This window comes from Cohnella hashimotonis (assembly GCF_030014955.1).
Taxonomy (GTDB): domain Bacteria; phylum Bacillota; class Bacilli; order Paenibacillales; family Paenibacillaceae; genus Cohnella; species Cohnella hashimotonis.
On sequence record NZ_JAGRPV010000001.1, the window covers coordinates 4566162 to 4580362 of the forward strand.

Sequence of the window (14201 nt, forward strand, 5' to 3'; positions counted from 1 at the left end):
CGAAGTCAACAAAATACGGAGGAGGATATCTTTCGATATCCGTCCCCCTCCGAATTTTGCTGCGAATCGATTTTTACTTGTTTGCGCTCGCCTCGGCGCGCATTTTCACAATCTTCTGCGCCTTGACGGTATCCGCGGCCACGACATCCTTCCAGCCGAGGCCTTCGACGTCCTTCTGCATCTTCGTCCACAGCTGGTCGAACTCCGCCTGATTTTTCGCGAATACCATCTTCCAGGACGTGTTCTTCACGTAGTCGGAGATCTGGCTGCGCTTGTTCTTGATGTCCGAGGAATCGGTTCCGAGACTCGTGTTGATGTTCGGCACGATATCGATCATGTTGTTTTTCAAGTAGTAATCCGTCGCGTTCTCGGCGCCGTACGTCTTCTGCCAGTCCGTCGTTAGTACGGTCTTGTTCGCTTCGATCGTCGCGCTCCAATAGTTGCTGTTATAGAACTCCTTGGTGTCCGGATCGAAGGTAAAATCGCTCATGATCATCGTATTGAGCTTGCTTTGTCCGTCCTGGTAACCGCCGCCGCCATATTCGTCCGGAACCGGCGTATTTTTCTGGAAGGCGGTCTGTCCGACCTCGGTCAGCTGGAACTTGCCGTCGGCCGTCTTCTCGTAGTTGAAGCCCTCAAAGCCGTTCACGTAATAGCGCAGACCTTCGGGCGAGGCGAGCCAATCCATAAACTCCATGATGCGATCCGGATTTTTCGCCTTCGCGCCGATCGCGAACGCTCTTCCGTTGCCGAAATAAGCGTCGCTGCTCTGAATGATATGCGTGTCGGCGATCGGAACAGCTACGTTGCCGTCCCCGTTTTTGCCTCTCTCGATCGAATTGTAGAAGCCGCGCTGCCAGGAATACCACAGGAGCAGCACCTGCTTGTTGGTCAGCTTCTCGGCGACCTTGTTCCAATCCTGCGTCGGCGAGTCGGGATCGATCAGACCCATTTGATTGGCTTTAAAATAAAATTGCAGGATTTTCTTGTACATGCTGTTGTCGTCGACGAGCGGAACGATGTCGCCTTTGGCGTTCAGTTGGATCGTCGTCGTGCCGTCCGGCTGTTCGAAGCCGTACCAGCCGCTCACCCAGCGCACGTTTTCCATGCTGCCGCCGTCCCAATCCTTCCACAGGGAGATCGGCACGATCGGCTTGCCGTCCGGCGTTTTCGGATATTTCTCCTGCATCTGCTTCAGCACGTTCAGCAGATCGTCCAGATTGTTCAGCTTCGGCGCGCCGACTCCTTTGTAGTAGTCCCAGGGCATGATCGGGCTGGAATAGGGAATCTCTTCGGAGAAGGTCGTCGGCGACGTATCCGCCTCGAACGTCGGCAGGCCGTAGATCTTGCCTTCCGGATTGACCTTGTCGAAGCCCGCGTTAAACGGCTTAAAATGTTTGTCTACGTATTGGGACAGGTACTTCGTATTCTTCAGCCGGTCGGTCATATCCATTACGAGGCCCGCTGGAATGAGCTCTTCAAGCTGGCTGTTGTCGACGATCACCAGATCGCCCAGGTCGCCCGCCGCCGTGCGGGTCTTGTACAGCTGGTCGCCGGCGACCTGCGGCGCGAGGATATTCAGGGTGATGTTGAACTTATCTTTGACGAGCTTGCCGTACCAGCCGGTCTGCTCGCCCTGGTAGTTGGCCGCGTTGTCGAATACGGTGATGGTGATCGGCTTGCTGTGGTCGATCGCCCCGGCGGACTGGGATGCGCCCGAGCTGACGCTTGCGCCGGACGGTTCGCCGGACGCCGAATTATTTTTGGAGCCGTCGCTGCACGCGGTCAACGCGGCGGACGCCAGGAACAAGCCTGCCAACGATACGGCCAACGATTTCTTGGCCCATTTTCTGCTGTCGCTCATGTGAAACCCCCATTTGATCAATTTATTATAATGGCGCGAGCGCAGGTCAGCCTTTCACCGCGCCGATCATAATCCCTTTTACGAAAAACCTTTGGAAAATCGGATAAATCAGCAAAATGGGCGCCACGACGATGATGGTGACCGTCATCCGGATCGAGGTCGTCGTCTGCTTGGTCGAGAGGCTGGACATCGCCGTCGAGCCTGCGTTTTGCAGATTGACCATCGTTGATAAGGAGCTCGCCTGGTTGATGTAGTTATATAAAATGAACTGCAGGCTGTAGAGATTGCTGTCGGTCACGAGGAGCAGCGTATCCTGGAAGGAATTCCATTGATCCACCGCCGCGAAGATGGCGACCGTCGCCAGAATGGGCTTGCAGATCGGCAGCATGATGCGGAAGAAGATGGTCATGGTCCCGGCCCCGTCGATGCTCGCCGCCTGCTGCAGCTCCTTGGGTGTCGACTCCACGAACGTTTTGACGAGTATAATAAAGAAGGGAGCTACGACCGTCGGCAAAATATAGGCCAGAAAGTTGTTGGTCAGATGCAGCGACCTCATCGTCAAGTACCAGGGAATGATTCCGGCGCTGAAGAACATCGTGATCACAGTGAAGCGGTACCAAAACTTCCGCGCCCACATGTCCTCCTGGGAGAACATGAAGCCCAGGAAGGCGGAGGCGCCCACCGTCAAGCTCGTGCCGATGACCGTTCTGCCCAGCGAGACGAGCGCCGCGTGGCCGAGTCCCGGGATCTTGAACACGTCGATGTAATTCTGGAAGTGAATATGCTTCGGGAAAAACACGACGTCGCCTCGGGCGCTGATATCGTTCGCGCTGATCGTGTTGATGATGATCGAGTAAAAGGGGTAGACGCAGATCAGCGCAAACAGAGAGAACAGCGTATAGATGACGACGGAGATGAATTTGTCCGTCGCGCTGAGCTTATAGCGCGTCTTCTGATCCAATCGACTTTGACGGACCGGCTCGAGTACCGGCTCTGCCGCATGCTCGCTCATACGATGCTCTCCCCTCTTAACATTTTGGACAGACCGTTCACCGAAAAGAGCAGCACGACGCTGATCAAGCTCTTCAGCATGCTGATCGCCACGGACACCGAGTAGCTGCCCCCGCCCATGGCCAGGTTGTAGACGTACAGGTCCAGCACCTGAATGCTGTCTTTGTTGAACGCGTTCTGAAAGACGAAGTACTGCTCCAGGCCGTTGTTCAGGAAGCTTGCGATCTGCAGCATCAGCAGGACGAAGTAGGTCGGCAGCATGCTCGGCAGAACGACGTGGCGGATTACCTGCATGCGGGTCGCGCCGTCGACGTGGGCCGCCTCGTAGAGGGAGTCGTCGATGCCCATGATTGCGGCGATGTACAGGATCGCGGACCACCCTAACGCTTTCCAGGTTGTCCACATCCACATCGTGAGCCACACGTGATCGGAGCTCTGGAGGAACAGGATCGGCGCGTCGGTCAGGCCCAGCTGCCGCAGCATGCCGTTAATGACGCCTTCGCTCGAGAACATGGAGAAGGCGAGGGAATACACCAGCACCCAGCTGATAAAGTTCGGAAGCGTGGTCACCGTCTGGATGAACTTCCGGAAGCGGACGGCCTTAATCTCTGTGAGGAAGATGGCGAACACCATCGGCAGCCAGGAGAACAGCAGCGTCAGGCCGCTCATGCCGAACGTGTTCTTGATGACTTGCAGCAGTTGATCGACCTTTACCTGGTTTTCGACCAGCGATCTGAACCACTGAAGCCCGACGAACGGCGACTTGGACAACGGAATCGGAGGCGTGTAGTCGAAAAAGGCGTATACCCAGCCGTACAGGGGGTAGTAGGCGAAGATGAACAGCAGAACCATAAAAGGAGAGATATAGAGAAACTTCCTGAACGACGTGCTTCTCTTGTTGTAAGTCAGCATGCGTACTCCGCCTCTCCTCTTCGTTTCGAATGGGCCTTACCTTTCATATCGATCTCCCTTCCTTCGTGCCGCGAAGTCTTGATGGCGCTTTCATGTTTCCATTATAGGCACCCGATCATACCCCTAACTACGTGCATCTTTTTACTTGCTTAACGATCGTTTACTAAAATGAAAGCGCAACCTATTCCAGAGAGCATCGTCCCTGAACAAAGAAAAAGAGAGAATCCGCCGGATTCTCCCTGAAGTAAAGACTGTTTGAAAATCACTCCCCGCTCTCGTCCTCCGGATACGGATCGATCGTCAGAATCGTCCCGTCCTCGCCGTAGTGCAGCTCCGTATACTTGACGCAGCGCTTATGGTTGACGCCGCCCGACAGGGAGCTGTCGTGGTAGAAAAGATACCACTTGTCCTGAAATTGAACGATGGAGTGATGGGTCGTCCAGCCGATGACGGGCGTCAGGATCGTTCCCTTGAAGGTGTACGGTCCGAGCGGATCGCGGCTGACGGCATAGACCAGCTTGTGCGTCGTCCCGGTCGAGTAGGACAAGTAATACAGGCCCGCATGCTTGTGTACCCACGGACCCTCGAAGTAGCGCCTGTCCTCGTCGCCCGCAAGGATCGGGCTGCCGTCTTCGTCAACGATCTCAACCTCATGCGGCATTGCCTGGAACGACAGCATATCGTCGCTCAGCAGCGCGACGCGCGGACCGAGTGCCGGTGCGTCGGGTGCGAGCTCTTCCGGATCCGGCCGGAATTCGCCCGTCCGCCACTTCTCCAGCTGACCGCCCCACAGACCGCCAAAGTACATATAGCTGCGGCCGTCGTCGTCGACGAACACCGCCGGGTCGATGCTGAAGCTTCCCTCTATATAGTTCGGCTGCGCCAGGAACGGCCCCTCCGGGGAAACGCTTGTCGCGACGCCGATCCGGAAGATGCCTTCTCGGTCGCGAGCCGGGAAGAAAAGATAATACATACCGTTCTTGTGCGCGGCATCCGGCGCCCACATCTGCTTGGACGCCCACGGCACGTCCCGAATATGCAGCGCTTCGCCGTGATCGACGACCGGGGAATCGAAGCTGTCCAAGGACAGGACATGGTAGTCCTCCATCCGGTATTGGTCGCCGTTGTCGTTGCTCTCGCCGTCATGGTCGAGATCGTGCGAAGGGTAGATATAGATTCGCCCGTTGAATACGTGCGCGGACGGATCCGCCGTGTAAATATGGGTCACGAGCGGCTGATTCTGCTTCGGGACTTGAGTCATCTAAGGTTCGCTCCATTCTTAATAGAGTCCGCCGCTCTTGACGTAACGGAAATAATCGAAGTCAGCGCAGCCGCCATACTCGCGGGTCGCGTAATTGAACAAGCCGATCCGGTAGCCCATGAAGTGATCGAGCGTATACTTCATTTGGAGCGGGCGTCCGATCGTCCGCCATGCTTCGCCTTCTGCTGCATAAGAAAAGACTGCCGTATCGACGCTCTCCCTGAAGTCAAAATCGATCTTCAAGCGGATTCGCTCGCCGGCGATCGGCAAGATTTCCGCGATCTCCTCGCTTCCGTCCACTCCTCGCACGCACATCGCGACGCGCATCTCGCCGTTATCGCCGACCCAAATGCCGACGGTGCCATATCCGCCCTGCAGCGCTACAAGGCCGGCGCGATCGCCCGGTTTCATCCCCGTCGCGTCCAGCAGCGTCTCTCCGACGCAGACTGGACCTTCCGTTCGCTGCGTCAGCGTATTGCGGGCGCGCTCGATTCGGTCGACCATCGATCCCGTCGTCAGCCGCAGCCAACCCGGGCGCTCCGTCACCGACCACCGCCTGTCGTCCGGGTTATGGTTCCACTGCCAGTTCAGCGCCAGCTTATTTTCGGAATAGTCGAATTCGTCGCTGATGACAAGCGGCTTGGGCGCCGGATCCGGCCGCGGCAGCGGCACTTCGAACGTCTGGGGTACCTGGCCGCCCTCGCCGAGAACCGGCCAATCGTTCTCCCAACGCATCGGCACGAGACACGGAAGACGGCCGACGGCATCGTGATCCTGGAACAGCATCGCGTACCATTCGCCATCCGGCGTGTCTACGATCCCGCCTTGGGCGACGCCGTTGTTGCGATAACCCAGGTCGTCGTCGAGCGCGATGCGGCGCTCGTAGGGACCGAGCAGCTCCCGCGAACGGTAGACAAGCTGCCGGCGGCGCCGATGGCCGACGTTCGGCCATTCGATAAAGAATAGATAATAGTAGCCGTTGAGCTTATACGCGTGACAGCCCTCGCAGCGCAAACCGATGCCTTCGCTCTCCGTCTCGAACAGCAGCCGATCGAGGCCGCCTTCTCTTGGCGCCGAAGCGGTCTCTGTCAGCTCCCGGATGCGGATGTCGCCGTTGCCGTAGATGACATAGACGCGTCCGTCGTCATCGAACAGCAAGCTCGGATCGTGGTGCAGCCCCTCGATGACGGAGCGCTCCCACGGCCCTCGCTCGATATCCGCCGCGCGATACACGTAGAACCGGTTCATATCGTTGCTGCTAAAGGCGACGTAGTACATGCCGTCACGATAGCGAAGACATGGCGCCCAAGATCCATTGCCGTAGACGCCTCTGCCGTCGATCAAATTATGGGCGTCGTTGTCCTCCAGCTTGTCGAAGACGTAGCTCACAAGCTCCCAATGCATCAGATCTCCGGACTTCATAATCGGACAGCCGGGCATCGAATGCATGCTGGTGCTGACCATATAGTAGACGGAGCCGACCCGGATGACGCTGACGTCCGGAACGTCGGCCCACAGGATCGGGTTGGCGACGGTTGTATGCATAGCGATCTCCCTTTTACCGAAGTTATGGATGGTTGGCCGACGATCTTCCTTTCACTTTGAAATAAATCTGGAACGGCTCGTACCCGATATCTCGGATTCGCCTCATTTGAATCGCGGGGTCCTGATTGACCGTCTTGAAAAAATATCGCCAGCTTCCCCATTCGCGCTCGTTTTCCAGCTCGACCTCGGACGCGGCGTCTTCGATTTCCACATGTAATATCCGTTCCGTCTCCCCAATCCCTGCCAGCACCTCCGGACCGTACCGGAATGCCCCGATGCTTCCGTCGTCCGGGAGCGGAATGAAACGGATTCCGATCGGCAGGATGACGCTTATTTGGTCACCGTCCTCCCAGGTTCGGCGAATGGAATAGAAGCTGCCGCTCTCCGCCGTCTTTTCCTGCAAGCTGCCGTTGACATAAATCTTCGCCTCCGCCATGATCCATTCCGGAATCCGGCAGTGAATGGCGAATTCCTTTGGCGCCGACGTGTGTACGACAATATCGTGCTTGCGATACGACGGCATATTCTCGTGAATCGCGGTCAGCTCATTGATGCCCTGAAAACCTGCCGTTATCGAGGAATTCATCGAGCTTCCGCTCATGCGATCCTGGGATTGAACGATCCGTACGGGATCGCTTCCGATGTCAGCGGCCAGCTCTGAATCGAAATATTGGCACACATAAATGCCGTCGCCCCCATCTTGATAATAGAGCCCCCGATTCCAAGCCGCGTTCGCCTGGACCATCGTTCCGTGGCAGCAGAAGAAGCTGTCCGTCTCCTTGCTCCAATCCTTGCGCAGTCCGGCCTTCATCGGCAGAAAGTAGGTGAGCAGTCCTGTCGAAGGATTGTCATGTTTGTTGCCGGTCAAAGGATACTCCTGATAGTACGCCTGCGCCATAATGCCGTTATACAGGTTGTATTCGATATATTGCGCATAGGCGGGATCTCCCGAATGCCGGAACAGGAACTCGGCCAACCGGTTCATATTGTAGACCGTGCAGTGCTCCTGGTTTTTGTCCCCCAGGCGCGCCTTCATCTTCTGCTTCGGCAACCATACCTCGCCGGCCGTCTGCCCGCCCGTCGCCAGATCCCCCCTCTCCGTCACCGCGCAATTCCAATAGGACTTCACGATGTCCAACCACCGCTTGTCGCCTGTTACCTCGTAAGCCCTCGCACAACCGAGCACTTCCGGGATGGTCGTGTTCGCGTGCATATTCGTCAGCGGATCTTTGCCTTCGAGCAGGGGCTGGAACAGACGACTGCGATAATAGCGTTCGAGCAGCGTCTTATATTTCTCCTTGCCGGTGATGCGCAGCAGATCCGCCCATACCTCCAGCATCCCGCCGGTCTCCACATCCAGAATGTCGTCGAATTGCTCCCTCGAGAATCGTCCGCTCCAATCCGCGAACCAGTCCGCGAACGAATCCGCAATGCCGAGCGCCTTCTCGTTTCCCGCATAGAGGTAGGCGTCGACCAGACCCATCAGGATCTTGTGGAGATTGTACTGCGGCGCCCATATACTTTTGCCGCTCGCGATCCAGTGCAGGTATTTCTCAGGGATGGGACCGACCCACTGCCCTCCATTGTCCTTCTGGCACGGCGCCAGCTCGTCGATGACTAGATCCATTTTCACCTTCAGCTCCGGGTCTCCGGACTCGTCGACATGCAGGGCTGCCCCCGACAGCCAGTGGCCAAGGAAATGTCCCCGCAGCTGACAGACCGGCGATTCCCATCCGCCATGCGCGTCGTGCGGAATGTCGCGACCGGCAAAACGCCCCGCTTCCAGCCGATAATTAAAGAGAAGATGATCGCTATTGAGCCTCATCAAATACGAACGGTTCGCCGCTTTTCTTCGGTTGATCTCCTCGTCGCGCACGATCGCGCTTCTTCCCTTCAGCTGCTCCAAAACGATTCTCCTCCCCGCACCATGCCATCAACCATGAATAACGCTTATATGATTGCGCTTACAATTTAGTATAAAAGGTTTAAAATTGCGTCAACAATGGGCAAGTTTTTACTTCGTTACCCGATGTTTACGAATTGGCGCGGTAGTGGCCGGCAACGATCTTCCTTCGTCTTCCGCCCCCGGCACAGAGAAACCCCCTTGCTCGGCAAGGGGGTTGATCGGTTATTCAGTTTAAGCTCTTAGGGAGATCTGTCTGTTTTCTTATCATGCAGTTATTTTACGGTGTGATCCACGGAGGCCGCTTGAATGTTGCCGTATGCCCAGTGCTGAGCAGGGACGTCCGTCCACTTTTGCGCCGCAGTGGTCAGCGGAGCGATGCCCAGTGCGCGGTTGATGATCGTGACGGCTTCCGCACGGGTTAACGTTTGGCTCGGACGGAAGGTTCCGTCTTCATAGCCGGTAACAATGCCTGCCTTGGCCGTCGATTCGATCGCCGCCTGCGCCCAGTGTCCCGCGATATCGCTGAAGCTGGCTGCATTGCCTGCGACGCCGGTAATCAAGCGGGCCAGCATCGTCGCCATTTCAGCCCGGGTGATCGTTTGGTTCGGCTTGAAGCTGCCGTCCGCGTACCCCTTCATGATGCCGCTTTGGGAGACTTGGCCGATGGCGCCAGCCGCCCAATGATCGGTAGCTACATCGATGTAAGTCGCAGCTGCGCCGGTTGCCGTCTGCTTGAAGGTACGGGCGATAATGGTCGCCGCTTCAGCGCGGGTGATGCTCTTACCGGGTCCGAAGGTACCGTCTGCATATCCGGTCATGTAGGCCTTCACTTCAACAGTCGGATTCATTCCTTCTACACGAACCACGGTAAAGGTACTGAATTTGTTGACCGTAAAGCTAATGCCGGACTTGCCGGACTGGCCGTAAGGAACGATTTGACCCTTGACCAATTCCTTGGTGCCGTCGCTGTGTTCGATGAAGATCGCGAGATCCTGCTGCTGTTCGGTCGTTAACGACGCGTCCAGCGGCAGTACGAGCGTCACTTCGCGGCTTTGCAGGTTCGTATCGATCGTCATCGGACGACCGACTAGCGTGACCTTCGCGTCGCCGGATACGAGTTGAACCTGCGTTTTCGCGCGGGCTTCGGCATCCGTACGCAGCTGCTGCGTCTTTAACGGTACCAGGTTGAAGTAAATGTCGTCGCCGAAGCCGGTCAACGATCTGCTCGGCACCTTCACTTCGGCATTGACGGTGAAGAAGTCCAGATCGATTTGGTTTTCGGCAAATTGCTGCGTGGTAGCCTTCGGAAGCGTAAGCTTCGTTTCCGCTACCTCATCCTTCTCGTCCGGTACGATGATTTTGGCCGAATGAGAGCCGGCTGCCTTCAGCTGGCTAACCGTTTGGGATGCTTGATCCACGGTAAACGTAATGTCGTCTTTCTTCACGCCATTCGAATCCGTCGTACGTTTGATAGAGACGTTCGATACCGTCGAACCTTGCGCTGCGCCGTTTTCAACGTTCGCAGGAATCGTCTCCGTCACTGGACCCGAAGGCGCGCCACCGCCAGAAGGCGGCGTTACCGGCTCGGATTCGGTCGCAAAGTTCCACGCTGTCTTGTCCGAAATGCCAGCAAAGCTGTTGTCGGACGCATCTGCAAACGCGCCGGTTTCGATCAGCACGTAATAGCTCGCGCCCTTCTTCAGCAGATCGCTTGTCTTGATCGTGACGGTCTTGTCCGCAACGGTGACGAGCGCCGTATTGTTGGCTTTGATCGTCGCTACGGTTGCATCGTCGGTCGCATTTTTAACGATAACATTCGCATTTTTCGCTACGACGCTCTCACTGAATACAATCGAGAGATTCGTAGTCGCGGATACATTCGTTGCATTGTCCGCCGGGCTCAAGGTCGTTACCGTCGGTGCGGTCGTATCCGGCTCAATTGGCGCTTTTTCAGTTTTGAAGCTCCAGGTGCTGCCTTCAATGCCGGCATAGCCGTTGCCAGCGAGGTCCTTGAAGGCTCCTGCATCAATCGTTACAAAATAAATGGTGTCGTACGCTAAATCGGCAGACGGATTAATGGTTACCACGTTGCCTGTAATCGAGACCTTATTGGAAATGGCTAAAATGGTCTCTGCCGCGTTCTCATCATTGGTGCTCTTGTAAATCTTAATGTCGGCATCCGAAGCCTTTACGTTCTCGCTAAAGGTCAGTTGCAGATTGGTATCGATCGCGACGTTGGTAGCCTCTTTGGCAGGCGAGTAGCTGCTGACCGTCGGCGAAGTCGTATCCGGCTCACTTGTTGTGGTAAATTGCCAAACGTTCGGCTCTGAGAAACCTGCATACTTATTGCCTGCCGCGTCTCTGAACGTTCCTTTTGCAATTTTCACAAAGTAGCTTGTGTTGTATTCCAGAGCAGCGGATGGATGGATCGTCACCACATTACCCTGAATTGTCGCTTTCAAGGCGACGATAGACTGTACTGGCGTTTCAGTATCCGTACTCTTGTAAATCTCGATGTCGTAGTCGCTCGCCTTTACATTTTCAGTGAATGTAAGCGTCAGATCGGTTCCAATGGCTACACCGGTTGCCCCATTAGCAGGCGAAAAGCTGCTCACCGCCGGCGGCGTCGTGTCGGGCTCATTCTCGGTTGTGAAGGTCCAGGTGATGTTGTCGTTGATGCCCGCATATGCGTTAGGATTGGCTGCCTCATCTACAAACGCATCGTTCGAGATATTCACATAATAGCTCGTAGCATAGGCCAGTTTGTTCAACTTAATTGTTACTTCGGTTCCTACGATCGACACATCATCGGAGTCAACGGGAATGGTTTGAACCGGTGTCTGGTCCGCGCTCTTGTAAATCACGATGTTGCCGCTGTTTGCCTTCACATTCTCGCTGAAGGACAGCTCCAGCTTGGAATCAGCAGGAACATTGTTACCCGTAGGCGAATGGCTCAATAAAGCCGGCGCATCCGTATCCGGTTCTTCGGCTGTCGTAAAATGCCAGGTCTCGCTGTCAGAGATGCCGGCATAAGCGTTGCCTGCCTCATCTTTAAACGCTGCAGCATCGATTTTTACATAATAGCTTGTTTTGAAATCCAAATCAGACGGGTCGATCGTCACCACTTTGCCCGTGACATCCACCTGATTGGAACCAACGGGAATTTGTTGAATCGGATCCTCGTCGTCGGTACTATCGTAAATCTCGATATTCCCGCTATTGGCAACGACATTTTCGTTAAAGGTAAGCTTCAGATCCGTTTTGACAGGCACATCGGTGTCTTCATTCCCAGGCACATACTCGGTCACCGTCGGCGGTGTAGTATCGGGCACGGACTGCATGGTAAACTGCCAGTTATCATTCTCCATTCTTTCGCTTTCTTTACCCTTATCATTTTGGAACATATTACTTTCAATGGTGACAATATAGGTTTTATTTGCTTCAAAACTCTTTTCCGGATCGATGGTTACAATATTATTGGATATCTTTATCCGTTCGCTATTCGGCGCAAAGTCTTCAAAGAGAAGCGGGAAAGGCTCCTCCGGATCGGATTCTGGATCGATCTCATCCTTATCGTAAATGGAAATGCTTGCATCCTCGCCCGGCTTCACATTCTGGTTAAAGGTGAGAACCAGATTCGCATCCAGATCTACTTCCGTAGCCGAGAATGCCGGCGAAAAGCTGACAACCAGCGGGCTGCTATAGAACGCTTTGGATGTTAACATCGTCCCTGCTTGGCCGACCGCGATATGACGATACTCCTTAGCCACATACCCAATCCCGTTAAGCGTCTGGTTCACATCAGTAACCGTGGCTTTCCAAGTTTTGCCCAAATCGGCTGAATAGATCACTTTTCCTTCGGCGCCTGCCGCCAGGAATACGCCGTCTCCGAACGATACGGCATTCAAGTCTACGGTCGTTGGAGAAGTTTGAGTTGTCCACTCCTCGCCGTCTGTTGAGGAAAGAACCTTTCCGGACGCGCCGACCGCGACGAACGTACCGCTGCCAAAGCTGACGCTTTTCAAGTCTTCCGTAATTCCGGACGTTTGCGAAGACCATTCTTCGCCATCGGCAGAGGTCAGGATCGTTCCGTCCTCGCCTACTGCCACGTAAATAGAGCTTTGTGGATCTTTTCCGCCGTATGCGATAGCATACAGTGATTTTTCCGTTCCGACGTCGGCGACCTTATCCCAGCTTTCTCCAGACGGAGACGTTTCAATTTTACCGTTGTCGCCTACCGCAACAAAGCCGCTACCGTATACAACGCCGTTTAGCGAGTCCGCGTCCACAGGCGGTTCTGCCGACCATTTAGTGCCGTTGTTGACCGATGTCAAAATGGTGCCGCCTGCGCCGACCGCTGCGAATATGCCTTCTTCGTCGCTAATCTGACCATACGCGAGGCTTTTAACATCCTCGACGGTGCGGCTATTTGCCTTCGACCAGGTTGCGCCGTCAGCGGAAGTGCTGATGAAACCGCCTGTGCCTCCGGTGATATAGGTGCCGTCAGCATAAACAAAAGCATTCAGCGTACTGGGGGTGATGACCTTGATCAGTATCAATTGTCCTCCTGCGTTCGCAATAATATTGCCTGTGGAGTCCATGATAAAGAAGGCCAAGCCAACACTCGTAATTTTTAACAGGTCGCTGGTCATGCCATTCAAAATGCTCGATTCATCGGTCCAATTGGTCCCATCGCTCGATGTTGCCAATACGCCTGCATCGCCTACCGCTACAAATCCGTTATCCCCGTGTGCAACACTATTAAAAGCAAAATCAGCATCAAAGCTGCCCTGTTGTGTCCAAGGTGCATCCAAAGCTTGGGGCGCGTTCAGAATTACGCCGTTCGCCCCGACTGCGACAAGGACATCGTCGCCATAGCTGATGCCGTTCAAGTCCTTGTCCGAAATGACCTCCGGTGCCGTCCAATTTGATCCGTTCGTCGAACGAATCATCATACCGCCATCGCCAACGGCAACGAACTTATCGCCGTCGAAAACGATCGCGTTCAAGTTCACGTTAAAATTAGGATGAGATACATCGGACCAACTATCCAATCCGTCGTTGGATACAAAAATACTTCCGCCATCGCCGATTGCGACAAAAGTGTCATTTCCATACACAATGGCATTTACGCTGCGGGTTGTCTGCAGGCTCTCAGATGACCAGTTCGCGCCGTCGCCGGAAGTTAAAATCGTTCCTTCCTCGCCCACGGCTACAAAGCTGTCGCCCTCATAAATTATGTCATTCAAGTCCTTAACGACCTTGGAATTACGAGGCGCCAAAGCGTCTTCATTGCCAGTAGACGAAAAAATCAAACCGTCCGTACCTACGGCTACGGACGTCGTTCCATCAGTGGCTATTGCGTTTAAGTGGCTACCGCTCGGCAGCGGACTGCTTGCTTCCCAACTAGTCGGCACTTCATCCTCCGGAGGCGGAGGACTTGTCGGATCTGCCAATACGGGAACCGCGCCTACCAACAGAAGACTGAATACGAGTAAAGTCGACAAAAAGCGTTTAATTTTCGTCACTCACCTTTGCTGTTTAAGTTTATGCCGCGGATTCTGTCGCAGCTAGGTCTACTCCAATTATAAATGGGTGTAACTGATTCATATAGTTTAAATCTCCTCCTTGTGTAATAAAATGTCAAAATTATAGAAATGTTTTATCAACTTATAATACTAGTATAATTTTTGTAATCTAAA

At 54.7% G+C, this 14201-nt stretch carries 7 protein-coding genes; all 7 read right to left on the reverse strand.

Translation table 11 applies throughout. The features are described from left to right. Window positions 1-73 precede the first annotated feature (73 nt). Entirely contained in the window at window positions 74-1864 is a 1791-nt protein-coding gene (locus KB449_RS18585; RefSeq protein ID WP_282909798.1) for an extracellular solute-binding protein, read from the reverse strand. A gap of 46 nt (window positions 1865-1910) precedes the next feature. Next, the gene (locus KB449_RS18590; RefSeq protein WP_282909799.1) at window positions 1911-2876 is read right to left on the reverse strand and encodes a carbohydrate ABC transporter permease; all 966 of its coding nucleotides are present in this window, start codon (window positions 2874-2876) and stop codon (window positions 1911-1913) included. Then, the gene (locus KB449_RS18595) at window positions 2873-3787 is read right to left on the reverse strand and encodes an ABC transporter permease subunit (RefSeq protein ID WP_282909800.1); all 915 of its coding nucleotides are present in this window, start codon (window positions 3785-3787) and stop codon (window positions 2873-2875) included. Before KB449_RS18595 ends, KB449_RS18590 begins: the two co-directional genes overlap by 4 nt. A gap of 262 nt (window positions 3788-4049) precedes the next feature. After that, the gene (locus KB449_RS18600; RefSeq protein ID WP_282909801.1) at window positions 4050-5048 is read right to left on the reverse strand and encodes a glycoside hydrolase family 43 protein; all 999 of its coding nucleotides are present in this window, start codon (window positions 5046-5048) and stop codon (window positions 4050-4052) included. 18 nt (window positions 5049-5066) lie between these two features. Beyond that, on the reverse strand, window positions 5067-6593 hold the full coding sequence (locus KB449_RS18605) for a glycoside hydrolase family 43 protein (protein ID WP_282909802.1): 1527 nt from the start codon (window positions 6591-6593) through the stop codon (window positions 5067-5069). Window positions 6594-6615: 22 nt separating this feature from the next. Then, window positions 6616-8499 (reverse strand): beta-L-arabinofuranosidase domain-containing protein, encoded by a 1884-nt coding sequence (locus tag KB449_RS18610; protein WP_282909803.1) that lies wholly within the window; start codon window positions 8497-8499, stop codon window positions 6616-6618. 272 nt (window positions 8500-8771) lie between these two features. Then, window positions 8772-13916: an Ig-like domain-containing protein gene (locus KB449_RS18615; protein WP_282909804.1), complete on the reverse strand. Its 5145-nt coding sequence runs from the start codon at window positions 13914-13916 to the stop codon at window positions 8772-8774. Window positions 13917-14201: the final 285 nt, after the last annotated feature.

Excerpts from the sequence above, each read along its gene's own strand:
- KB449_RS18595 (WP_282909800.1), bottom strand. The coding sequence starts at position 3,787 with ATGCTGACTTACAACAAGAGAAGCACGTCGTTCAGGAAGTTTCTCTAT.
- KB449_RS18600 (WP_282909801.1), bottom strand. The coding sequence starts at position 5,048 with ATGACTCAAGTCCCGAAGCAGAATCAGCCGCTCGTGACCCATATTTAC.
- KB449_RS18605 (WP_282909802.1), bottom strand. The coding sequence starts at position 6,593 with ATGCATACAACCGTCGCCAACCCGATCCTGTGGGCCGACGTTCCGGAC.
- KB449_RS18585 (WP_282909798.1), bottom strand. The coding sequence starts at position 1,864 with ATGAGCGACAGCAGAAAATGGGCCAAGAAATCGTTGGCCGTATCGTTG.
- KB449_RS18590 (WP_282909799.1), bottom strand. The coding sequence starts at position 2,876 with ATGAGCGAGCATGCGGCAGAGCCGGTACTCGAGCCGGTCCGTCAAAGT.